Origin of the sequence: Candidatus Enterococcus moelleringii, from assembly GCF_017377575.1 — a bacterium.
In the GTDB taxonomy this organism is placed as follows: domain Bacteria; phylum Bacillota; class Bacilli; order Lactobacillales; family Enterococcaceae; genus Enterococcus_A; species Enterococcus_A moelleringii.
Genome location: NZ_JAFREM010000016.1, coordinates 26,113 through 49,395, shown reverse-complemented (window position 1 = coordinate 49,395; position 23,283 = coordinate 26,113). Strand labels below are relative to the sequence as shown.

The window sequence follows — 23,283 nt, the reverse complement described above, 5'->3', positions numbered from 1 at the left end:
GCTACTCGATTACAATATCGGCTTAACTCTATCTCGTTGATACTCCTGAAGAATCCACTCAATCTAGATAAGATCCGGATTTGTTCCTCCAACAACCTAACTGTGGGAGTCCTAATAAGTTGCTCGCATCGGAAAATCTCTAGATACTCAGCATTGGTCATTTAGCAACTCTCTAATTCTTTTTGGAATTAAACCATACTCCCGATTTTTTGCGGCCAACTCCACGAAATATCTTTCGTCTGCAAACAAGGTATTTTGAATTTGGCTAACTAGCCATTCATCTGAGTAGCAATAATCCTGCATCCTACTGCTCAAAATACTCACTCTTCCCCAAAACTCTATTTCCCAAGCTGCAGCTTTACATTTCGCAACCTCATTTTGCTGCTTTGCAAATTTTAAACGCTCTTTGGCTTGTTCCCGCTTTTCCTTCCACGTTTCAGTTCCTAATATCATCGTTTAGCTCCTCCCTTTGACCTGTATCGATCATAATCAAAACTAAAATCAGCATATCGACCAATTAACTTGAATGGCAGCTCACCTACATTTCCATCTCTATTCTTGGCTATGTTTACCCATAGTTTTGAGCGATCCGCTAAGTCTTCTAGATAAAGCAGCATAACTACATTGGCATCTTGTTCGAAGCTTGCGCTTTCCTGGAGATCCGCAAGCACCGGTTTTTTAGTAACCTTATCAACTTCACGATTCAATTGTGTAAGTAAGACGATGGGGATATTCAATTCATTGGAAAGCCCTTTGAGTCGCTTAGTGATCTCTATCATGTTTAGCCTACGGTCATTCTTAGCTAATCCAGCATCAATCAATAAGGCATGATCTATAATAGGCACGTACTCGCCACTTGATGCATTTCTTTTTATCGTCCGGATAATTTTGTTTAGATTGCGATAACTTTGGGCTGTGTAGATTTTAATCGGCAGCTGAGCAATTCGTTTGTAGGTTTCAATTGCTTTCACTCTATCCTCTTTAGGAAATGCTTCTCGGAACCGCATCGGATTTCTTAGATGGTATGAGTTTATACGGCTTCGCTTAGCAACATATCTGTTCATCATTTGGTCCAGTGGCATTTCCAAAGAAAAATACCCGACAGTCACGCCTTCGTTTTTTGAGACAATGTTATCAGCTAAGTTCAAAGCCATTGCTGTCTTGCCCACGGCAGGCCTAGCACCAATCACGTATAATGATCCTCCTACGAGTCCTCCACCTAAATATTTGTCTAGATCACCTCCAAAGGTTTCAACGAATGGTGAGGTAGATTCTTCCATCCGGGAAATAAACTCGTTTAATCCTTTGAGAATATCCCCATCATCTTGTTCGCTTAGCAGCTCCTCTTGCTCTTCCTTCAATTCGGCAATATAGTCTAGCAGAGACTGCTTAGGTTCTTTTGCATATCGTTCGGCTGTCTCTATCAATTTCTGCTGAACGTATTGCTTATGGATTTGGTCAGCGAAAAATTGGCTTATATCTTCCCTCAAGTTCTCTGCAGGATCTTTTAGAATTAGCAATTGATCAGTGTCCATCGTAGACAGTGGATTGTTAGCCTTGATTCTTCTCATAATATCTTCAACTGCCTTTTCACTGCCGTTAGTCTCTTTGATCGCTCGGATGATTTCTTTAATTGATTCCATCTTGAACCAAGAAAGGTTAACATCCAGATCAATAATCCTTTTAGGGTGGCAAAGCAGATCACCGGCTAAACGCATTTCATAATTAAACTCTTGATTCATCAGTCATCCCACCTCAGACTATCTATATCTTCAATTGCAGCTGCCCGCTTTTCAGGCAGTGGGTTAAAGTTATCGCTTGATTGCGTAATATATTCATCCTGCCATCTTCTTTGAGAAAACCAGGTTGATCCATGGGCAATAAATCTTTTTTCCGTCTGCTTAATTTGAATTTCCTTTGTGTAACTGTTGATACCCTTGATAATAATATCATCGGTTTCACCTTCCTTGATTGCTTTGCAATAGGCTTTGAACGCCTTGTCTTTCCCTTTTTTATTTGGATAGACTTTCCAAAGTAATTCGAAGCGATCTTTCAGAGCAAGATTTGACGGTATATTATCTTTCTTAACATTCTTATCATTCTTATTATTGTTCACTTGTCGTTCACTTTGCGTTCTCTTGCCGTTCTTTTGGCGTTCACTTAACGGTTTTTCGTAACGTCCAAACCCTTGGTATTCCTCATAATTCACTACGGTAAACAGTGTTCCGTAATCGGTGACTTCAATTTTGATTCGTCCTTCCTTTACAAGTTGATCAATTTTCTGTTTTATAGTATTAAGCGAGTATTGCTTATACCCTCTTTTTTCCCTGTATGCCAAGTCATTTTGCAGGTTCCTATACGACCTTAGAAACTGACCTCTTTTCAAATGAACACCCGCAACCATGGCACCATCATCAGCGAAGACAGCATTTCCGTAGATGTAGAAAAATATTCGGAATTTAACTACATCCGTCCAAATCGGATTTTCAAAAATCTCTCTGCTGGTCTGAAATGCACCTTTAACCATCTTAATATCACCACCCTACTACTGATCTATTTGATAAGAATCGTAGTTACAAATAGTGATAAGCATCTCAGTTGCTGCCTTTTCCACGACAATCAACGGAGACTGATTATTACCAGCGCTTGGCTTCTGTAACCAATTTAAAATATTCAATATTTGATTTCTACTCGCGCTTTCAGTTCTGAATCCGACTTTCCAAGAAACAGCTTTTTGAATCTGTGGAATCGATGTAAAAATCTGTCCACGTTTTAGTTCCTTGAAATCTTTGTGCTGTGATTGCGTCAAAAGATAAATCCATACCTTCAGGTACAATAGTGGCTTTTCGAAAATAGCACTATTATTCAATTTTCTTGCAACAAGTATGGCTCCTCCTGGAATAATAGGCTCCACCATCAAACACCTCCAATTAATCCAAATCTGAATAAATTTTATCTAAATTGCTCAAGTGATCTTGTGCTAAAGCTGATATTGCGGCAACAAGCCCTCTCAATGCTCCCAAATCAGCACTAGTTGCAGATCCCCCTTCGATACTGTGAAAAACGAACTGAGATAATCCATGTAGTGCACTTTCTATTTCTCCAGCATCGTTAGTGGCTAAAAAAATAGCATCTATCAATTCTTTAGAAGTTTTTGCTTTCGTCATTTACTTAGCATCCCCATTTCTTTTGTTATAATCCCATTCGTCGAATACCATAAATAGATAAACAGCTGCTGTAGTAAATAACAAGATTTTCCCTAGGGTTGGTAGCAAAGTGGCTGCACTCCCTATTAGAAATACTAAAATAAATAAATTCTTTTTCTTGTTCATGATTTTTTGTCCTCTCTGTGATAGAATGGACAAAAGAATATAGGATCTGTTCCTATTTGATGTGCCTTTATCCCTGTCCGCCAAGACTATTTGGGATAAGGGTTTTCTTTTGTCCTCCTTCATGTCTATTCTCCTACTCAATGTCTTCTACTACTGTCGATTTGTCTCCATAATACTGTGCTTTTAGCTCTTCAAGTTCTCCCGAAGCTTCCAGTACTAAGTCTTTACCATCTTCCAAATTTGAATCATAAAATGCGATAGTCAGATTGCTTAGAATTCGATTTTTCTTCCTGTCCAATTCAATTGCTCTTATTGTCTCTTGATCCACAATAATTCTCCTTTCGTTTCTTCCAATAACTCTCTTAAGTTCATATCGCTCAATTACACGATTAACTTTTTCTGGTTCACCATTTTGGTGATTACAACTTTCGATTAAAACCTTTCGCCCCAGGTCATTTTATTTTTTGTTGTAGTTAATAATCCATTTTCGAACTTCTTGCTTAGAAAAAAAGTATTTCTTCGTTCCAATCAACGTCACCGGTAGCCCTTGGACTAGTAATTCATCTAGAAATTGGGGGCTTACATCCAACCATTCTTGAATTTCTGTCCTGTTTACTAGATCTCGATCGAGATTAAAATCTTTCTTCGCTTGCTGCAGTGTGTCTACTGCTACTTGATAAAAATATTTTTTTAGTTCCCTTTCTTGATCATCAGCAAGTAATATTTTCACTTCTGCCATTTTCTCACCTTCTTTACTGGTAAATACGAGACTTATTTGCTTCGGGCATAAATACCTTAGAAAGATATTTCATGGTAATTTCTTACAGCTTACTCTGGACTCTATGGACTAAGATTTGATTCTGGCTTGATTGGCTTGTTTGAGTCGCTCTGCATTAATCGCTTTTTGTTCTTCACTCAGCTTTTGCTTTGCCTTAATAATTACATTGCCACTAATCACTCCTTCCAGTAATGTGATCTGCCCATTTCCCTCCACCATTTCCAGGGTAGCCTGCACACGAGCACGCCATTTTCTATTTAACGGGGGACAATCACCATAATAGTGCCATTCGTCCAGTTCCCTGTCATAGCTGATAATAACTTCCTGTTCTTCTCGTGGTGTATAAGTCATTTACTTCACCTCACTTTTTTCCGGCAAATACTCAATCAATTCGCTCAATGGAACTTGTAAGAAGTCACAAATCTTTTGCAATGTTTCCAGCTGAACATTTGTTGAACGTTGATAATACAAATTAGTTAAAGTTGTTTTACTAATCCCCGTTTCTCTGTATACATCCGAAACTTTTATCAATCGCTCACCAAGCAATTTAGATAGATTATTCTTCACAACCAACCCTCCTTAAATTCGTACAAGTATTCTTGTACAAAAAGAACTATACCACGATGTAGTGATTTGTACAAGTATATTTGTATAAATGATAATTACCTTGTGAAATAATACATTTCGTTGTAAACTCTGTTTATAAGTCTAAGAAAAGAGGTAGCTATATGATCAGGAATAATTTATCTATTTTGATGAGCGAGCGCGGTGTTAAAAACAGTACTCTCTCATTCAAAACCGGTATTTCTAAAAATACAATTTCCTCAACTGCACAAAATGATGGGAAAATGATTCAGCTAGAAACAATTAACAAAATTTGCCAAGTTCTCGATGTCACGCCAGATATGTTTTTTTCATATTTACCATATGACTTAAAATTCAGCACGATTTTGAGCAACGTTAAAGTTAACGGGTATAAAAATGATAAAAATAGAGTCGATAAAATCATTGTTTCCGATTTGGATTTAGATTTGTTCGTTCAGGTTTTAGAGAAGAATAGTGTAACTAATACTTTTGATTTCGAATGCTCCCAAGAAACTGAATGGGATCTTTGCGACCCATACGATATTAGAAAGCTTCATATAAAAAGTAACCTGGATACCGAATTTGCGAAATTTTGGGAAGCAATACCAACTCCATTTCAGACTGACTTGAAGAAAGAAATAAATGCCGTATTGATTGCTGACTTAAAAAAAACACTCATTACGAGAGTTACGGAAATCTGTAAATATTGTGCACTTGATTCAGACGATCCTGAGTCCTTGTTCGAATTCTTCTCATTGGAATTACAATCTTCACTTTTTAATTTTTAGCAAATGATAATTTATTTGCATCGATAAAACACCTATCCCCTTGCCCCAGGTCAGATAGGAGAATTAAAATGTCAAAAACTTTTAAACAATACCAAAAACAGAATGGAACCAAAGCTTGGATGTTCAATTCCTTATATCTAGGGATGGACGATCAAGGCAAGCAAGTTCGTGTTACTCGCCGAGGATTCCCTACCCAGAAAGCTGCCAAGCTTGAAGCAACTAAACTGAAGGCGGCCTTTGATAGAGGTGAGTTCAACAAAAAGACTCCTGATAATTCATTTCAGGAGATTTACGAACTATGGTTTGACAGCTACAAAAAGACTGTCAAAGAAACAACCTATGTAGCTACTGAGCGAACATTCCGGCTACACATTTTGCCAACTTTTGGAGAAATATCCATCAGTAAAATCGATATGAAACTTTGCCAGAAAACCGTGAATCAGTGGGCTGAAGAATTCGAGCATTATAATATCATGCTGCAGTATGCTTCTAAAGTTATGGACTATGCTGTTCACCTGGAATTGATTGTAAAAAATCCATTCCTGCATATTATCCGGCCGAAAAAGAAGGGACCTAGAGAAAAGAAGCTGAAATTCTATACTAAAGATCAAATTCAGACAATCATGGCTCATTTAGACAATAAGGCTGTCGCAAACAAAAATTCTTCTTTGTACAAAAAGTATTTTTCTGAGTTTGATCGAGCACTGTTTCGCTTGCTAGCTTTCTCTGGTATGAGATCGGGAGAAGCATTAGCCCTGGAATATTCTGATTTCAATTTCGAAGATAAACTTTTGTCTATCACCAAGACAATAACTAACACAAGAACTGGATACACTATCTCACCACCTAAAACTCCGAGTTCTAATAGAGTTATTCCTATGGATGAAAAGACTATGCAGATAATCAAACGCTGGCAATTGCTGCAGCGGAAAATGCTTTTCTCCAATAGAGTAAAAGCTATTGATGGTGTGTTCACGGATGTATATGGTGAAAGAATGATACGGCAAGATATCTATCAGCGAGCGAATCGACTGGCAGATGCAAACAAACTTCACCGAGTAGGCGTCCATGGCTATCGACACTCACATGCTTCAATGCTTTTTGAAGCTGGAGCGACCATGAAAGAAGCACAAGTACGTCTTGGCCATAGTTCTATTGAAATGACTATGAACGTGTACACACATGTCACAGATAAGGTGAAAGCTGAAACAGTAGAAAAGCTGATAAAATTCGCCAATTTTTAGCTTATTGTAATCAATTTTGTAATCAGTCCGAATTTTAGGCAAAATAAAAAAGCTAGAATCCTTATACGACAAGGGTTCTAGCTCACATCTAAAAAGCTTATTTAACTTCACGGTGCAAAGTAACTTTGCGTTCGCGTGGGCAGTATTTTTTCTTTTCCAAACGATCAGGGTTGTTACGTTTGTTTTTATTCGTTAGGTAGTTACGTTCTTTACAAGAAGTACATTGTAGAGTAATGTTTACGCGCATGTTTTTCCCTCCCATACATAGCAATCTTCCAAGATGACTCTCAGACTTGAATATCATACCATGTTTCGTTAGGTTTGACTAGTATTTTTGTCAATTTTGTTAAGTAGTTCTACTTGACGTTAGCTCAACAGCGCTTCGATATCTTCTGCAATTTCTTCTGGCTTTGTCTGCGGTGCGTAGCGCTTTACAACTTTTCCTTGACGGTCAATCAAAAATTTGGTGAAATTCCATTTGATGTCTTTGTTAAGTAAACCACCTTGCGCCGTCTTCAAATACGTATACAACGGATTTTCGTTTTCACCATTCACGTCAATTTTACCAAATGTTTGAAAAGTGGTTTGATAATTCAGCTGGCAAAAAGTCGCTACGTCTTCATTACTGCCAGGGGCTTGATTCCCAAATTGATTACATGGGAAATCTAAAACCTCAAAGCCTTTTTCTTGGTATGCCTCGTATAGTTTTTGCAATCCTTCATACTGAGGGGTGAACCCACAGCCAGTTGCTGTATTTACAATCAATAAAACCGTATCTTGATAATCCGTCATTGCTTTGGTTGAGCCGTCTGTCTGCTCAATCGTAAAATCATAAATCCCCATAAATAATTCCTCCCTATTTTTGTGGTCTTCTACGAGTATACCTGTTGTTATTCACTTTCACCTACTGGTTTGTTTCGATAATTACCAATCTTATTCAAATTTTGATCAAAAAAAGAGAAAAGATCAATTGACCTTTTCTCTAATTTGCTCCATACATTTCAGCATAGGCATTGATAATATCTTTAGCAATTGCTTTATTGGTGTCATCATGGTCCACTGATAAGTTTGGCAGCATCACACTAATCGCAATTTTTGGTGCGTCAGACGGTGCATAAGCGACTAAATTACTATTAATGGTTTGAACAACTTCCCCATTCACGGTTACCGAAGTTTCCGCTGTACCAGTTTTTGCGGATGTATCCAAAGCTGCAGTTTGCAAGTCGCGAGCGGTTGTATATCCATCATTACCGTGAACAGCTTGATAGAAACCTTGCTTGATGATTCCCATTTGTTCAGGTGTAATATTGACTTTCTCCAGCTCTTGGCCGCTGATTTCTTTTTGCAAATCACCTAAACCGCCGCTCTCATTATTGCTGTAAATTCCTTTAACAACATGTGGGGCAATTCGTGTACCGCCATTAGCCACAGTTGCAGCGTATTGAGCCAGCTGCATGGCAGTATAAGTATCATACTGACCAAAGGATAAGTCCAATAAATTCCCGCCGCCTGGGGCATTAGCTTCACCGAAATTGGTGTTTACAATACCGGAGGATTCACCGGGTAAATCAATTCCGGTTTTAACACCCATACCATACTCAGCTAGAGCACCCCGCAGTTTATTGTACATTTCTTCTGAACTGGCACTTTCCGGTAACGTCATGTTGTAACTGTAATTAACACCCAGCATTCTTAATACGATTTGCATCATATAAGCATTGGAAGATATTTCTAATGCTTTAACGGTATCCAACGGTATCTGATAGCCAATTACTTTGTTGTAAATCGAACCCTTCAACGCTGTCCCGGCTAACTTGATCGGTTCATCAATTAATACATCGTTCCCGCTAATTGCACCAGTTTCGTAACCAGCTGTTACGGTTCCAGCTTTAACTACGGAACCCGGTTCGAAGTTATTCAAAATCGTTCCTAATGAAAACTCTTCAAGATCTTTACTGCCAACCTTGTGCTGGAAACCCGACATTGCCAGGACTTGTCCATTGTTAGGGTCTAGTGCAACAGCATAAACTCCAGGTGAATATTGCGCCTGCCCATTATCCACTAATGTTTGATAATGGTTTTTAACAATTTCTTCTACTTTCTTTTGGAATTCAGTGTCAATGGTCAGCATCAGGTTAGAGCCCTTCTCACCTGGACTGATTTCTGTTTGACCAGTCACATTGCCTTCCTGGCTTAAAGAAACCTCGTATTCACTCTTTTTACCTTGCAGTACATCTTCATATTGTTTTTCTAAATAGCTGGTACCGACACGGTCATTGCGGGCATATCCTTTTTTCAAATATTCCTTCAATTCTTCAGCTGGAACCGAAGAGACTGTTCCTAAAATACTGCGTAAAGAATCATCTACCTCATTGTTATAGCTGCGCTGCCAATCCTTACCGGTGGAGACACCAGGCAATTCAGCAGCACGTTCGGCAACAACTGCCAACTCTTCGTTGGTTACTCCTTCATTTTTTATGAAAACCGTACTTAATGCTGACGCGCTGTTCATCCGTTTGAAGATCGTCGCAGCCTTTAATTGATTTTCGTCAAATTGAATTTCTTCATCTGTCACCTTGTCTACCAGTTTTTGGTATTCGTTGGTTGTATCCAGATTTTTTTCCTTAAATGAAAGCCGATCTTCGGCTGCTTGCAAGTGTTCCGGATCGCCTAACCAGTAATCCTTCTTATCGCGTTCAGTCAATTTATCGTCTGCAGGTACATCAATTAAGGCATTCAAAGTGTTTGCCAACGCAAATATATCTTTGCCTTCCATGGTATTTCCGCGAGTAAAAGTAATCGCCGAGTTAGCTTGATTATCCACCAACGCTACACCTTTAGCGTCGTAAATTGTTCCGCGTGGCGTGCTTCCGGTGACCTTGATTGTTGTCGAAGCTTTCAACTGCTCCTGCATCTGCTCCCCATTAACGATCTGCAGGTAGCCTAGACGTCCCACTAATAAAATAAATAAGAAGAAAATAACAAAGAATAGAAAGTTTAAGCGAAACGGTACATGGCTTTTATTTTGATTGCGGCCTACTTCATCGGCCGCCTTTAATTTGTCGAATCCTTTTTTGAATGGATTTGTTTGTTTCATAGGAAATTCCTTTCGTTTTGTCTGCTTTTCCTATTGTAGCCGAAATTATTTTGATTAAAAAGAAGAATCGGTTAAATTACTCTTTAGTTTAAGCTTTTTTTAGTAGTTGTCCGCTCTGTTTCACAGAAAGATTTTTAGATTTTCAGATCTCACTGAAAAAGGCTTTGTATAAGCAGAAAAGAGCATTGTACCTTTTCTATTTCGTGAAACATTTTTCTATTCTAAAAATTGTGGAAAACTCTGAATGGACAGATTCCACCCAAAAGCGGATGGCCTCAAGGTTGTCTTATAAAAGTTATCCACAATGAGCAGCCACTCTGAAAAATAAAAATTCCCTTAAGCAAAACACGAAATCGCTTTGCTTAAGAGAATTCTTCCTGTTAGTAAAAATTAACGGTTCCGGCTGAAGTTTTTGATTTCATCTTTGATGGACTCAACAAAGATATTCAACTCTTGCGCTTCTTGCTCTTCACTGCCGTAACGACGAACATTGACACTGGCACTATCTGCTTCTTTGTCCCCTACCACTAAGATATAAGGAATTTTTTGCGTTTGTGCCTGACGAATCTTATAACCCATTTTCTCGTTACGCTCGTCGACTTCGACACGCACACCTTCGACCTTCAAACGGTTCTTAACTTCATAAGCGTAGTCGCCATGATGTTCAACTGAAACTGGAATAATCACCACTTGTTCAGGTGCCAACCAAGTTGGGAAAGCTCCTTTGTATTGCTCGATCAAGTAGGCAGTGAAACGTTCCATCGTTGATACTACACTACGGTGAACAACGACTGGACGATGATCTTTACCATCTTCGCCCACGTAAGTTAAATCAAAACGTTCAGGTAATAAAAAGTCAAATTGGATCGTTGACAAAGTTTCTTCTGTTCCCAAGGCAGTTTGTACTTGAACGTCCAATTTAGGACCATAGAAAGCTGCTTCACCATCGGCTTCAAAGTAGTCAAAACCAGATTCATCCATAACTTCTTTTAACAAGCCTTGAGAAGTTTCCCACATTTGGTCATCGTCAAAATATTTTTCAGTGTTGTTAGGGTCACGATAGCTTAAACGGAAACGATAATCTTCAAAGCCAAAGTCTTTGTAAACTTCCAAAATCAAATCTAATGTACGACGGAATTCTTCTTTGATTTGGTCAGGGCGAACAAAGATATGGGCATCATTCATCGTCATTTCACGAACCCGCTGCAAGCCGGACAAAGCACCAGATTTTTCATAGCGGTGATCCATTCCAAGTTCAGCTAAACGAATTGGCAATTCACGATAAGAATGAATCCGATCTTTATAAACCATCATGTGATGCGGGCAGTTCATTGGACGAAGAACTAAATCATCGCCGTCTCCCATATCCATAATTGGGAACATGTCTTCTTGGTAGTGATCCCAGTGACCAGAAGTTTTATAAAGACCAGTATTAGCTAATACCGGAGTATATACGTGTTCGTAGCCCATTGATAATTCCTTATCAACAATATAACGCTCGATTTCGCGACGGATTGTTGCACCTTTTGGCAACCAGAATGGCAATCCTGAACCAACCTCTGGAGAAATCATGAACAAATCTAATTCGCGGCCTAGTTTACGATGATCACGTTCTTTTGCTTCTTCGCGAATCCGTAAAAACTCATCTAGGTCTGCTTGGTTGAAGAAGGCTGTTCCGTATACCCGTTGCATCATCTTGTTGTCAGAATTACCGCGCCAGTAAGCACCCGCTACTGACAATAATTTGAAGACTTTGATTTTACCAGTTGACGGAACATGGGGTCCGCGACATAAATCAGTGAATTCGCCTTGCGTATAAGCTGTAATCACTTCGTCTTCTGGCAAGTCTTGAATCAATTCTACTTTGTAAGGATCATAGCTGAAGAATTCCAATGCTTCGGCACGACTCATGACTTTGCGTACAATCGGCAAGTTTTCCTTCACAATTCTTTTCATTTCTTTTTCGATTTTTGGAAAATCTTCTTCTGATACTTGGCCTTCATCATTGTCGGTATCATAGTAAAAGCCTGAATCAATCGCTGGCCCTACTCCAAAATGAACATTTGGGAACAAACGACGCATCGCTTGTGCCATTAAATGGGCGGTTGAGTGACGCATCAACTGCAAAGCCTCTTCATCTTTATCGGTAACAATCTTTAGCTCAGCATCTTGTTCAATTGGACGAGCCAAATCTTCCAACTCTCCGTTTACCACCACGGCCAATGCTTTTTTTGCTAATGATTTTGAAATACTTTCGGCAATCTCTAATCCAGTCACGCCATCGTGAAACTCCTTCACTGAACCGTCTGGAAATGAAATATTTACTGACATGTACAATCTCCTCCTTGATCTTGATTGAAAATAAAAAAGTCCTAGTACCGTAATTGGTACTAGGACGAATAAACGTGGTTCCACCTAATCTTTGAGCAAAAACTGCTCCTCACATGCGATAACGGCGCTTTAGACCGCCTCTGCATTTAACAGAGGTCTTTCGAAAGTGGTCATCCCTTGTGCTTGTTTGGAAAAGTCTCAGCCTTGCTTTCCCTCTCTGGTAAACAGCCCTCAAGTTCAGGTGTCTTTCTTCATCAATCAATTTATACTCACATTAAAACACTTAGTCTCTAAAAAAGCAACCCATACACAAAATATTTTATTTCCACTGGCCGTTTACAGCATACGTTCCTTTTTTCAATTCATTTAAAATAACATGAACGTGTTCTTTTGGAGCGCCCGTGTTTTTAGAAATAACCTCGGTTACCTCTTCCATCATTTTGGTCAATTGTTCCTCGCTTCTACCTTCGACTAATTCAATATGAACAAATGGCATAATTCTTCCTCCTCTTTGTAATTGCTACCTTACCATTATACTACTGATTCATTTTGCCGCAACGATTTTTCCGCTGATCAAAGGTTGGCTTGCTGAGTGAACGTCCCTTTTTCGACAAAGATTACTTTTAACGCTTTTTGTGCTATACTTGTATGCTGTTATCAGCAAGGAGGAACACGCATGAATGCTAGACAAGAAGAACAACAGCATCTGGAACAGACTGTTGCCCTGATAGATCAAGAAAAACAATTATTGGACAAGCAAAAACAAAAAAACCAATCTCAATTTCAGGAAAATCTGCAAGAAAATGCCGGTCAAAGAGTTCAATCTGGTTCTTTTGAAGCCTTAGCGGAAACGATGGCGGACACCCGTCAGCACGAACAAGATTTATTGGTTCGCTACCAAACCATGGCTGCTCAAGAAAAAAGACAAAAAGTACTTCGCCTAATGAAAGGAAATCCTTACTTTGCTCGTATTGACTTCAAGGAAGATCAAGGTGTTGAGACCTTATACTTAGGAATTGCTTCATTGCGAGATACTGCTGAAGAAACCCTCATTATCGACTGGCGTGCACCAATTGCCAATCTTTATTATGAAGGCGAGCTGGGTGCCACTACTTATGAGGCTTACGACACGACGGTTGATATTGAGTTGTTGTTAAAACGGCAATTCAAAATTCGCGATGCTCAAATTCTTTCAATGGTAGATACATCCGAAGCAATTAACGATGATTTTCTTTTAGAAATTTTAGATGAAGCCTCATCCAATCACATGAAAAATATCGTCGCGACTATTCAAAAAGCGCAAAATCAAATTATTCGCGATACCCACAGCAAGCTGTTGGTAGTCGAAGGGATTGCCGGCAGTGGTAAAACCTCGGCTTTACTGCAACGGGTAGCCTATCTTTTGTATCGTAACCGAAACTGGCTGGACAATGACCAAGTTCTTTTGTTCTCGCCAAACCATATTTTTTCTGATTATATTTCTACCGTATTACCTTCTTTAGGAGAAAGTGGCATTCCAACTGAAACCTTTAAAAGCTTTTTGGCTAAGCTTTTGCCGCTTTATCAGATTCATACCGAAGACAGCCATGAAGAAGTCTTTTTATCGGGACAAGACGATCGTGTATTGCGGGCAAAAAGCAGCTGGTTAATCGTTGAGGCGTTAAATCGTTATTGCGAAAAAATAACGCCGTTCGGACCTTTATTTCGTGATTTGACTTTAGAAGGCAAACCTTTAATCAAGAAAGAACAGATTCGGGCTTGGTACCAAGAGGCCAATCCAGGTCTACCAATGTATCAACGGATGCAGCTTTTGCAAACTAAGCTTCTCAAAAAACTCGGCGGATTAGAAAAAGACGAGATGAAAAAAGACTGGGTAAAACAAGCAGCTGAAGATTTGCTGCAGCAAGCCTACACTGATAATCCTGACTTAGAAGACTCTGAACAAATTGAACGTCGGATGCGCCGACAATTCAGTAAAAAAGTGGTTCGCAAAAAAATGCGGCCAATCAAACGGAAGATTACCCGTTTTACTTTTATTAATTACAGCAAGCAGTATCTGCATTTTCTACAAACTATTTCAGAAGACTTGCTGGAGCAGTATCAGTTGACCACCGCAGATTGGCAAGACATGCTGGTAGAACTGCGTAAAGATTTCCAACGGCGCGATCTGAGTTTAGAAGATGGTACCTTGATGTTCCTATTGATGAAGTCGATGTATCCATTACATGTGCAGCAAAAAGCTCGTTTTATTTTTATTGACGAGATGCAGGACTTTTCTCCTGCTCAAGTTGCTTTATTAAAACAGCTGTATCCGAAAGCAACTTATACTTTTTCTGGCGATTTAAATCAAAAAGTCTTTGGGAATGAGAGTATGGTGGAAGCTTTGGGAGCAATCTTCCCTGAGCAGCCGATTACTCATCACCAATTAACAACCAGCTACCGTTCGACAGAGGAAATCACTCATTTTGCTAATCAGTTCCTAACTCAGGAAAATCGCGTACAGCTGACCGCCCGAGTAGGCGATCGACCAGCAATTTATTATGCACTAGAAAAGGAAGCGATGCTGACTCATTTAGTCGATGAGTTGAAGGCAACCGCCGAAAAAGCCAAATACTGGCGCACTGCAATTATCGGCAAAACCGTTGAAGACTGCGAAGATTTGTATCAACAGCTCGCACCTGAACAGCAAGAACAAATTCAATTGCTAACGGATGAAGAAGATTTCATGCGCAAATCGTTGATTATCATCCCAACTTATTTAGCCAAAGGGTTGGAATTTGATCGCGTGTACGGCTGGAATATCTCGCCGGAAAATTATCATACCGAACAAGACAAGCTGATTTTGTACACGTTATGTACTCGCGCGATGCACGAATTGAATTTACTGACCATTGGACAAAAGAGTCCATTGCTGGAGAAAATTCCGGAAGAACTTTATCAAGTAAAACATGTTTAATTATCCATGCAGCCTTCCTCAGTAATTCTGAGAAGGCTGTATTTTTTCGTTTTTCCAGAAAATAGGACTTTAGTCTATATAAATTCTTAAGGAAAACCTATATAATAGATTTCAAGGAGGGATTTTGTATGGACGGTTGGATACTTGCAGGTCTTATTTTAATTGGGATTATTGTGATCCTGTTAGTATGCGGTGCTTTTGCCGTTTATTATCGCGAATTGGAGATTAAAAATCGCTTTTGGCGAGCATTAGTCTCTGGCGTTCTATTCATGATGGAAGTCTTCCTTAGTCTTATTCATTAAGAAATCGAAAACGCGCTGTGCCCAGGCACAACGCGCTTTTTTTAATCTTCAAATTCTACATTATGATAGACTTGCTGCACATCTTCTAAATCTTCCAGCACGTCGATCATTTTTTCAAATTTCTCTAAATCGTCGCCGCTTAAGGTAATTTCGTTTTGTGCAATCATTTGCATTTCAGCTACTGAGAATTCAGTAATCCCTTTTGCCTTCAAGGCTTCTTGAATGTTGTTGAAGTCTTCAGGCTCCCCGTAAACAATGACTTGCCCTTCTTCATCAACGACATCTCTTACATCAATATCCTGCTCCATCAAGTATTCCAGGATTTCATCCGCATCTTCCCCCGCAAATCCAAATAAAGCAGTATTATCGAACATGTAAGACACTGCACCGGAAACACCCATGTTCCCACCGTTTTTACCAAAGGCAGCCCGTACATCAGCAGCTGTGCGGTTTACGTTGTTAGTCAAAGCATCTACGATAACCATTGAACCATTTGGTCCGAAGCCTTCATAACGCAGCTCTTGGTAATTTTCGTCGCCTGATCCTTTAGCCTTTTCAATCGCACGATCAATAATATGTTTTGGTACATTGTAAGTTTTTGCCCGTTCAATGACAAAACGCAGCTTTTGGTTCGCGTGTGGATCTGGATCTCCTGATTTTGCTGCAGCATAAATCTCAATTCCAAATTTTGCATAAACTCGGCTGTTGTTTGCATCCTTTGCAGTTTTCTTCGCAACGATGTTTGCCCATTTACGACCCATAATTTCACTTCACTTTCGTTATTTTCATACTTTCCCATTATACCCACAAGTCTGAGGTTTTGAAAGTCTTTTTTACACTCGAATCGGTGTACGTCCGATATTTTGTTCGATTGGATGAATCAGCTGATAGAGCTGGTCTGCCCGATAAGTTAAGAAATGCCGCTCTTTTTCTATTTGGCCCATTTTGGCAGCCAAAGGTAACGTGAATTCTTTTTTATTTTGGCTTAGGTATTCTTGCCCTTGTTTGGTGAAACCCAAAACATGCAGCATGCTCTGTTCCTGCTCATTTTCTATTTCTTCTGGACGAATTTGCAGTAGAAAGTAAGTAAGCAAACGCTGCAAACGTGTGCCTGTATATCGTTTTGTTTTTACCTTCAGCAAGTAATCAGCGAAATTCTCACCTTGACTATTTTTCAGTCGGTGTTCAATTCCTTCATTCATCTGATAGATAGTCAACATTTGCTGTGGTGTGTTGACCGTTAACTGATAATTGAGATACGACCAAAAATTATCCCAAGATATAGCCTTCTTCAACTGGTCGCTAGTTTCACTAGGTACAAAAGAATTAATTTCCTGTCCGCTTATGAAAGCTTTTCGAATCCCAGTTGCGCTGGCAAACTGCTCTTTCACCATTTCAGCATCATGGTAGCCTTGATCTTTTCTTGTTAGCGGATAAATCTCCATTGGCTTTGGATATTTAGCATTTTCTTTTGCATAGCTTAAGCCTAAAATATGATTGGGAGGAAATTCCTGAATTGTCGGAAAAACCTGCCGTACGACTTCAGCCATTTTTTCCGGATAACTCATGCCGATTGGCAGCTGATGGAACAGGCGATCTATTTCGACTTCCTTCTCAACAAAAAGCTGGCCATATTCCTGGTAGTTAATTGTCTCCTGGCTGTCGGTTCCGAAGCACAACGCATCGCAATTCAATGCCTGCAGCAATTTTATCCCGCCTTTGGCAAAATAATCCGCTGATTGAACTGCCCATGAAAAAGGCAGTTCAATGACTAAGTCAACGCCATTATGCAGCGCTGCTTCCGCCCGCATCCATTTATCTATAATTGCCGGTTCTCCCCGCTGCAGAAAATTGCCGCTCATAACGGCGATTACTACATCAGCGCCGCTCAACTTTCTAGCCATTTCAGCATGATAGCGATGACCATTATGAAATGGATTATACTCTACAATAATGCCGCAACTGCGCATTCATCTTCCTCCCTTCAAAAAAAGATGAGACAATAACTGTCTCATCTTACTTATGGCAAACGAAAAACCAACGCTTGCTTGTTTCAGTTGGTGCTTCATCTTCAAAATCGGCATAGACATTGCATTGGAAGCCGACCTTATTCAGCATTTCCATATAGGTCTCTAAAGGATAGGTCCGCTCTTGATGCAGCTCATCAATCCGTTCAAAGTACTCGCCCTCTTTTACAAAAAAAGTCAGAAAATGCTCAATACTATGAGGAACCTCTCCGGCATAACTATCCCACAGAAAAGCAAAGTCTTCTGTTTGATCATGGAAACTATAATCCGGGAAAAGCTTGTCCATTTGATACAATGAATGAACATCAAAAATGAAGGTACCTTTTTCTTCTAATAGGTCATAGACCCCTTGAAAAACCTGCTGTACCTGCTCTTCATTTTTCATATAGCACAGGGAATCAGAAAAACAAGTCACTGCTTGATATGTACCAATGTCTTGCAAATCCAGCATATCCCCTGCTACAAATTGAATTTCAGTCTCTTCACTGATTGCCCGATCTTGAGCCAGCATCAGCATTTCTTCGGACAAATCCAATCCGGTTACTGAAAACCCAGCGTTAGCAAAAGCAACTGCCAAAGCACCTGTTCCACAGGCTAACTCCAGCAAGTTCAGATCATTCGCTGGTAAATGGCGCAGTGAGAAATCCAACCATTTTTGATAAAGGCTGTCATCCATCACTTCGTCATAAACCAGCGCAAAAGTTTCGTAAGCCATCAGTCCAACCAAGCCTCAATGTTCACTAACGGAGCATCTGACCAAAGTTTTTCTAAGTTGTAAAATTCGCGTTCTGAATTACTAAAGACATGAACAATTAAATCGCCTAAGTCAATTAGCACCCATTTTCCGCCGCTTTTACCTTCCACTCGTTTAACCTCTACTTGGTTCTTTTCTTCTTCTTCCATGATTGCTTCAACCACGGCGTTAATTTGACGATCGGAATTTGCTGAACAAATCAAAAAGTAGTCAGCTAACAACGACACTTCTGAAACATCCAATGCGACGATGTCAACAGCACGTTTTGAATCAGCTGCCTTTACTGCGATTTCTAACATTTGTTTACTATCTATGATAATTCTCCTCCTTAACGTGTGCCAGTTACCCAACGATTATAAGTCTCAAGCGTTTTAGGATAAACCAGCTGTTCTTCTTCAATTAAATGACTTAACGTATGTTTCGTTTCAAACGCCACTGCTTCATCTAAGTCTCTTAAAGCAATGGTTCGAGCATCTTTCACCCCTGGAAAATTACGACCAGGTTCAATATAATCGGCTACATAAATAATTTTATCCAGCAAAGTCATATCTGCGGCGCCTGTGGTATGAAGCCGAATCGCCTGAAGGATTTCTTCATCTTCAATCCCTAATTCACGTTTAACAAAATCGGCTCCCACTAAGCCATGCCAAATCGCATTGCCAAACTTCAGCAATTCTTTTTTATTAGGATAATCCCCCTGCTCAATTGCTAATTGAAATTCCTCATCAGAACGTTCCTTAGCATAATCGTGAGCCAATGCTGCTATACTGGCTTTTTCAGTGGAAGCACCATAACGATCGGCCAAAGCAATCGCGGTTTCCTCTACACCTAATACGTGCTTAAATCTGCGCTCACTCATGCGCATTTGAACCGTCTGCATCAAAGCTTCTCGATCCAATTGTGAATAATGTCTGCTATAGTTCATCTAGATACAGCCCCTCTTCTTCGATGTACTCACGAACCTTTTCTGGGACAAGGTAACGAATCGAACAGCCTTGTCTGACCTGCTGACGAATGTAGCTGGAAGACAGCTGAATCTGCGGCACATCTACCCAAATAATCGGGTAAGGACTGTCTACCTCGTAGCCAGGCCGTTTTACGCCAACAAAATGAACGATTTGTACTAATTCATCGATTTTGTGCCAAGTAGGTAAATACTCCACTTGATCGCCACCAATAATGAAATAGTATTCAGTATCAGGATGTTCCATCGTCAGCTGCTTAATTGTATCATACGTATAACTTTTTCCTTTTCGTGTCAATTCAGCCATATTGACCGACAAATGCGGATTGTCTTCAACGGCTAATTCTACCATGTTCAACCGGTGTTGACTATCGATCGTCTTCTTTTCATCAATATGCGGAGGTAAATAGGAGGGTAAAAGCTCTACTCGATCAAAGCCCAATTTTTGTCCTACTTGCTCTCCAATCATTAAATGTGCTAAATGAATGGGGTTAAAATTTCCACCTAATAAACCTACTTGCTTTTGCGGTTCTTTTACATCCATCACTGCGACGACTTCCGGAATCGTTCCTACACTTCGCTGATACAACGTTTGCGCCTCCTAACCGATTGCTTTTACTTCACGGGATATTTTTTGGAATTTTTCTTTCGTTGATGCTTTGTATAAAACCAATACACGTCCGATAATTTGAACAATCTCGCATTTAATTTCTTTTTCCAACATGTGTGCTACTTCTTCAGCAACCTCATCGGTATTTTGTAATAAGCTGACTTTAATCAGCTCACGTTTTTCCAATGCTTCATTAATTTGTGTGATCATCGCCGGATTCACGCCATTTTTACCGATTTGAAAAATTGGTTGTAAATGATGTGCTTCACTGCGTAAGTAGCGCTTTTGTTTTCCTCGTAATGTCATAGTATTCTCCTTTATATTAACGCTTTGCGCGTCAAGACGTCTACGCCTTTAGGTGCCCAGCCAGCGATTACAGCTGGTTTGGAAATTGTTACCCAACCTAAACCGGCAAATACAATATCCGTTTTTTCCTTAATTGAAAATTCAAAACGAACCAGCTCAGGAAATTCGTCTACTTCATCAGGACGCGGCGGCTGTAACAGGCCACCTGCATGTTTTTGATAAAAATCATCGGCCTTTTCCAGTTTCGTCCGGTGAATCATCAAGTCATTCGCGACATAAGCAATAAATGAAGCTCGATCCCCTTGGATAAAGTCAAAACGAGCCAAACCGCCTAAGAACAATGTTTGTCCAGCATTTAACTGATATATTTTAGGCTTGATCTCTTTATGAGGAGCAATAATCTTCAAGTCTTTTTTGCCTAAATAATGAGCCATTTGATGACGATGAATAATCCCTGGAGTGTCAATCAAGAAATGACCATCGTCTAAAGGAATTTCAATCTTATCCAAGGTTGTTCCTGGAAATTGCGAAGTCGTTATCAAGTCCTGTACACCGGAAGTCTGCTTAATGATTTGATTAATCAAGGTTGATTTACCAACGTTGGTCACACCAACCACATAAACGTCCCGACCCTCACGATATTCTTCAATTTTAGCCAGCAGCTCTTGCATTTGATTCGGCTTGCGAGCACTAGTCAACAACACGTCTACAGGTCTCAAACCTTCTTCATGAGCACGCTCTCTCATCCACTGAATCAAGCGGCCTTTTTTCAATGATTTTGGTAGAATATCCACTTTGTTCCCGACCATTAAAACTGGATTGTCGCCAATAAAGCGATGCAAACCAGGAATGATTGAGCCGTTAAAATCAAAGATATCCACGACATTAACAATTAATGCATCTGTTTTGCCTAACTCATTCAGCAGGCGCAAAAAATCGTCATCCGTTAATGCGACATCTTGAATTTCATTATAGTGTCGTAAGCGGAAGCAGCGTTGGCAATAAACTTCACCATTTTCCAAACCTTTTTCTAACGCTGATTGCGGTGTATAACCTAATTCTTTAGGATTTTCGGTTTGAATTTTTGCGCCGCAACCAATACAATAAATTTCTTCTTCCATTATAATCCACTCTTCCATTTCATTTCAGGATGTTTTTTTAGTAAATAGCGCATAATTTTCCGTTCAAAGAAGCGGTTAATTTGGGTACTTGCCCCATCCGTATCGACAATTGGCCGCACTAAGACACTGCGAATGCCTGCCGCATTTGCCCCACGGATATCTGTCATAATTTGATCACCGATCATAATAATCTCGTCACTTGTGAGACCCAGCTTACGTTGCGCACTCTTAATTCCAGCTGAAAAAGGCTTCATCGCTCTTGAAACAAAGTCGAGGCGAAATTGCTGAACAGCTCGAGCTACTCGGCTCGCCTTATTGTTAGAGACCACTACAACAGGAATATTAGCTTCATCCATGACTTTCAGCCAATCCAATAATTCTTTTGTGCCATCTGGGTTGTCCCAAGCGATCAAGGTATTATCCAAATCTGTCAGCACAGCTTTCACGCCCTGTTTTTTCAACTGTTCAGGGGTAATTTGATAGATGGCATCTACCATCCAGGTCGGTTTATATTTATCTAACATGGCCACTCCTATGATTTTCCATTTTCTACTTCTACAAAAGATGATTATAACGCAAAAACCTTGAAAACTCCACTTTTCACACCAAAAGAAAACGATTGGATGAAATCACCCAATCGTTTAGAGTACTTTTGATAGAAAATCGATAGTTCTTGGATTTTTGGTTTGCTCAAACACTTCGATTGGCGAACCTTCTTCGACAATTACGCCGCCATCCATGAAAAGAATCCGATCACCAACTTCTTTGGCAAATCCCATTTCATGAGTAACGATTGCCATTGTCATCCCTTCTTTAGCCAGCTGCTGCATTACTTCCAGCACGTCTCCCACCATCTCCGGGTCTAAGGCAGAAGTAGGCTCATCAAACAGCATAACGTCTGGCTGCATTGCTAACGCTCTAGCAATCGCAATCCGCTGTTGCTGTCCACCTGATAAAGATTGCGGATAAGCTTCGGCTTTTTCAGAAAGTCCAACTTTTTTCAGTAATTCATGAGCTACTGCTTCAGCTTCTGATTTACTCATCTTCTTCACCTTGATTGGTGAAAGTGTAATATTGTCAAGAACCGTCATATTAGGGAACAGGTTGAATTGCTGGAACACCATCCCCATTTTTTCACGGGTTTTAAAAATATCATTGTTCTTATCGGTAATGTCCGTACCTTCGAAAGTAATGGTTCCTGAGGTAGGCACCTCTAATAAGTTGATACAACGCAACATAGTACTTTTACCAGAGCCTGAAGGTCCGATAATTACAACTACTTCACCTGGATTGATTTCAGCTGAAATGTCTTTTAAAACCTCATTGTCGCCAAACTTCTTATTTAAATGTTCAATTTTAATTAAAGCTTCTTTCATTGCCTTCTCCTCCTATCGTTGGTAACCTTTGCCAAGCTTCTTCTCCCATAAGTTTAACAAACGGGAAGTGGCAAACGTCATCACAAAGTAAAGAGCAGCAGCAACAAAATATGGTTCTAGCGGGATAAATGAATTCGAGATAACAATTTGTGATGACCCCATCAATTCATTAATCCCAATCGCTGTTAATAAAGAAGAATCCTTGATTAACGTAACGAATTCATTTCCTAAAGGAGGTAAAATATTTCTTAATGCTTGTGGTAAAACCACGTAGCGCATCGTCTGTGCTGGACGCAGCCCTAATGAGAAAGATGCTTCTCTTTGTCCATAGTCAATTGCATTGATACCACCACGGATAATTTCTGCTACGTATGCTCCAGAATTTAACGATAAAACAATCATCCCAGGAATCAGTCGCCCAAGATCAATTGTTAACACACCTACAGGCAGATCGACTGAAGGAAAGAGTCTTTGTAACAGGATGAATCCAATAGTGATTTGAAGCAGCATGGGTGTCCCGCGTAAAATTTCAATGTAAATGTTAGCCAACCAATTCAGCGGTTTGTTCTTAGATAATTTCATTAAGGCCATAATTAGACCGATGATCGTTCCAAATAGGACAGTTACAAACGAAATAATAATTGTAACGCCTGCACCAGAAACAAAGTATGGATAATATTGATCTAAAAACGAAAATTTCAATTTAATGCCC

General features: G+C 39.8%; 30 protein-coding genes. 4 read left to right on the top strand and 26 right to left on the bottom strand.

From position 1 onward, the window contains the following. Positions 1-147: 147 nt before the first annotated feature. From JZO70_RS10225 to JZO70_RS10180, 10 genes are all read right to left on the bottom strand, one after another. Positions 148-453: a hypothetical protein gene (locus JZO70_RS10225; RefSeq protein WP_207673468.1), complete on the bottom strand. Its 306-nt coding sequence runs from the start codon at positions 451-453 to the stop codon at positions 148-150. Further along, on the bottom strand, positions 450-1,742 hold the full coding sequence (locus tag JZO70_RS10220; protein ID WP_207673467.1) for a DnaB-like helicase C-terminal domain-containing protein: 1,293 nt from the start codon (positions 1,740-1,742) through the stop codon (positions 450-452). The genes JZO70_RS10225 and JZO70_RS10220 overlap by 4 nt, the downstream gene beginning before the upstream one ends. Continuing rightward, complete coding sequence (locus JZO70_RS10215; RefSeq protein WP_207673466.1) at positions 1,742-2,527, bottom strand: hypothetical protein; 786 nt, start codon at positions 2,525-2,527, stop codon at positions 1,742-1,744. The genes JZO70_RS10220 and JZO70_RS10215 overlap by 1 nt, the downstream gene beginning before the upstream one ends. Before the next feature lie 18 nt (positions 2,528-2,545). Beyond that, entirely contained in the window at positions 2,546-2,917 is a 372-nt protein-coding gene (locus JZO70_RS10210; protein ID WP_207673465.1) for a hypothetical protein, read from the bottom strand. A gap of 13 nt (positions 2,918-2,930) precedes the next feature. Continuing rightward, the gene (locus tag JZO70_RS10205) at positions 2,931-3,167 is read right to left on the bottom strand and encodes a hypothetical protein (RefSeq protein WP_207673464.1); all 237 of its coding nucleotides are present in this window, start codon (positions 3,165-3,167) and stop codon (positions 2,931-2,933) included. Next, positions 3,168-3,455 carry a hypothetical protein gene (locus JZO70_RS10200; protein ID WP_207673561.1) on the bottom strand — a complete coding sequence of 96 codons (288 nt, stop codon included), beginning with the start codon at positions 3,453-3,455 and terminating at the stop codon, positions 3,168-3,170. A gap of 10 nt (positions 3,456-3,465) precedes the next feature. Next, complete coding sequence (locus tag JZO70_RS10195) at positions 3,466-3,660, bottom strand: hypothetical protein (protein ID WP_207673463.1); 195 nt, start codon at positions 3,658-3,660, stop codon at positions 3,466-3,468. A 129-nt stretch (positions 3,661-3,789) separates the two neighbouring features. Beyond that, complete coding sequence (locus JZO70_RS10190; protein ID WP_207673462.1) at positions 3,790-4,071, bottom strand: hypothetical protein; 282 nt, start codon at positions 4,069-4,071, stop codon at positions 3,790-3,792. A gap of 108 nt (positions 4,072-4,179) precedes the next feature. Then, positions 4,180-4,461, bottom strand: coding sequence for a hypothetical protein (locus JZO70_RS10185; protein ID WP_207673461.1), 282 nt, complete (start codon positions 4,459-4,461; stop codon positions 4,180-4,182). Then, the gene (locus tag JZO70_RS10180; RefSeq protein WP_207673460.1) at positions 4,462-4,677 is read right to left on the bottom strand and encodes a helix-turn-helix domain-containing protein; all 216 of its coding nucleotides are present in this window, start codon (positions 4,675-4,677) and stop codon (positions 4,462-4,464) included. Between the two features lie 161 nt (positions 4,678-4,838). Here JZO70_RS10180 and JZO70_RS10175 point away from each other — a divergent pair, with 161 nt between their 5' ends. Together JZO70_RS10175 and JZO70_RS10170 are read left to right on the top strand one after the other, a co-directional pair. Further along, a complete protein-coding gene (locus JZO70_RS10175; RefSeq protein WP_207673459.1) occupies positions 4,839-5,483 on the top strand; it encodes a helix-turn-helix domain-containing protein in 645 nt (214 codons plus the stop codon). A 68-nt stretch (positions 5,484-5,551) separates the two neighbouring features. Beyond that, a complete protein-coding gene (locus JZO70_RS10170; RefSeq protein WP_207673458.1) occupies positions 5,552-6,727 on the top strand; it encodes a tyrosine-type recombinase/integrase in 1,176 nt (391 codons plus the stop codon). A 97-nt stretch (positions 6,728-6,824) separates the two neighbouring features. Here the strand turns inward: JZO70_RS10170 and rpmG are convergent, their stop codons facing one another. The 5 genes from rpmG to thmT all read right to left on the bottom strand — a co-directional run bounded on the left by rpmG (position 6,825) and on the right by thmT (position 12,651). Beyond that, positions 6,825-6,989: a 50S ribosomal protein L33 gene (gene rpmG, locus JZO70_RS10165; protein WP_430748895.1), complete on the bottom strand. Its 165-nt coding sequence runs from the start codon at positions 6,987-6,989 to the stop codon at positions 6,825-6,827. A 104-nt stretch (positions 6,990-7,093) separates the two neighbouring features. Further along, a complete protein-coding gene (locus JZO70_RS10160; RefSeq protein ID WP_207673456.1) occupies positions 7,094-7,570 on the bottom strand; it encodes a glutathione peroxidase in 477 nt (158 codons plus the stop codon). Between the two features lie 139 nt (positions 7,571-7,709). Next, positions 7,710-9,824: a penicillin-binding transpeptidase domain-containing protein gene (locus JZO70_RS10155; RefSeq protein WP_207673455.1), complete on the bottom strand. Its 2,115-nt coding sequence runs from the start codon at positions 9,822-9,824 to the stop codon at positions 7,710-7,712. 390 nt (positions 9,825-10,214) lie between these two features. Beyond that, positions 10,215-12,155 (bottom strand): threonine--tRNA ligase, encoded by a 1,941-nt coding sequence (gene thrS, locus JZO70_RS10150; protein ID WP_207673454.1) that lies wholly within the window; start codon positions 12,153-12,155, stop codon positions 10,215-10,217. Between the two features lie 319 nt (positions 12,156-12,474). Further along, positions 12,475-12,651, bottom strand: coding sequence for a 2-hydroxymuconate tautomerase (gene thmT, locus JZO70_RS10145; RefSeq protein ID WP_207673453.1), 177 nt, complete (start codon positions 12,649-12,651; stop codon positions 12,475-12,477). A 180-nt stretch (positions 12,652-12,831) separates the two neighbouring features. On the opposite strand from thmT, the gene helD reads away from it, so the two are divergent. Both helD and JZO70_RS10135 read left to right on the top strand, forming a co-directional pair. Continuing rightward, entirely contained in the window at positions 12,832-15,111 is a 2,280-nt protein-coding gene (gene helD / locus JZO70_RS10140) for an RNA polymerase recycling motor HelD (RefSeq protein WP_207673452.1), read from the top strand. Positions 15,112-15,239: 128 nt separating this feature from the next. Next, on the top strand, positions 15,240-15,413 hold the full coding sequence (locus JZO70_RS10135; RefSeq protein ID WP_207673451.1) for a hypothetical protein: 174 nt from the start codon (positions 15,240-15,242) through the stop codon (positions 15,411-15,413). 41 nt (positions 15,414-15,454) lie between these two features. Here the strand turns inward: JZO70_RS10135 and JZO70_RS10130 are convergent, their stop codons facing one another. The 11 genes from JZO70_RS10130 to JZO70_RS10080 form a co-directional block, all read right to left on the bottom strand. Further along, positions 15,455-16,174 (bottom strand): YebC/PmpR family DNA-binding transcriptional regulator, encoded by a 720-nt coding sequence (locus JZO70_RS10130; RefSeq protein ID WP_207673450.1) that lies wholly within the window; start codon positions 16,172-16,174, stop codon positions 15,455-15,457. 72 nt (positions 16,175-16,246) lie between these two features. After that, positions 16,247-17,383: a nucleotidyltransferase gene (locus JZO70_RS10125; RefSeq protein WP_207673449.1), complete on the bottom strand. Its 1,137-nt coding sequence runs from the start codon at positions 17,381-17,383 to the stop codon at positions 16,247-16,249. Between the two features lie 46 nt (positions 17,384-17,429). After that, positions 17,430-18,155: a class I SAM-dependent DNA methyltransferase gene (locus tag JZO70_RS10120; protein ID WP_207673448.1), complete on the bottom strand. Its 726-nt coding sequence runs from the start codon at positions 18,153-18,155 to the stop codon at positions 17,430-17,432. Beyond that, complete coding sequence (rsfS, locus tag JZO70_RS10115) at positions 18,155-18,493, bottom strand: ribosome silencing factor (RefSeq protein WP_207673447.1); 339 nt, start codon at positions 18,491-18,493, stop codon at positions 18,155-18,157. Before rsfS ends, JZO70_RS10120 begins: the two co-directional genes overlap by 1 nt. Positions 18,494-18,522: 29 nt before the next feature. Beyond that, complete coding sequence (gene yqeK / locus JZO70_RS10110) at positions 18,523-19,119, bottom strand: bis(5'-nucleosyl)-tetraphosphatase (symmetrical) YqeK (protein WP_207673446.1); 597 nt, start codon at positions 19,117-19,119, stop codon at positions 18,523-18,525. Then, complete coding sequence (locus tag JZO70_RS10105; protein WP_207673557.1) at positions 19,109-19,702, bottom strand: nicotinate-nucleotide adenylyltransferase; 594 nt, start codon at positions 19,700-19,702, stop codon at positions 19,109-19,111. Before JZO70_RS10105 ends, yqeK begins: the two co-directional genes overlap by 11 nt. 57 nt (positions 19,703-19,759) lie before the next feature. Next, positions 19,760-20,074: a ribosome assembly RNA-binding protein YhbY gene (gene yhbY / locus JZO70_RS10100; RefSeq protein WP_207673445.1), complete on the bottom strand. Its 315-nt coding sequence runs from the start codon at positions 20,072-20,074 to the stop codon at positions 19,760-19,762. 11 nt (positions 20,075-20,085) lie between these two features. Next, positions 20,086-21,195, bottom strand: coding sequence for a ribosome biogenesis GTPase YqeH (gene yqeH, locus JZO70_RS10095; RefSeq protein ID WP_207673444.1), 1,110 nt, complete (start codon positions 21,193-21,195; stop codon positions 20,086-20,088). Continuing rightward, positions 21,195-21,719, bottom strand: coding sequence for a YqeG family HAD IIIA-type phosphatase (locus JZO70_RS10090; protein ID WP_207673443.1), 525 nt, complete (start codon positions 21,717-21,719; stop codon positions 21,195-21,197). Before JZO70_RS10090 ends, yqeH begins: the two co-directional genes overlap by 1 nt. Positions 21,720-21,836: 117 nt before the next feature. Beyond that, a complete protein-coding gene (locus JZO70_RS10085; protein WP_207673442.1) occupies positions 21,837-22,571 on the bottom strand; it encodes an amino acid ABC transporter ATP-binding protein in 735 nt (244 codons plus the stop codon). Between the two features lie 12 nt (positions 22,572-22,583). Beyond that, the gene (locus JZO70_RS10080) at positions 22,584-23,273 is read right to left on the bottom strand and encodes an amino acid ABC transporter permease (protein ID WP_207673441.1); all 690 of its coding nucleotides are present in this window, start codon (positions 23,271-23,273) and stop codon (positions 22,584-22,586) included. Between the last annotated feature and the right edge of the window lie 10 nt (positions 23,274-23,283).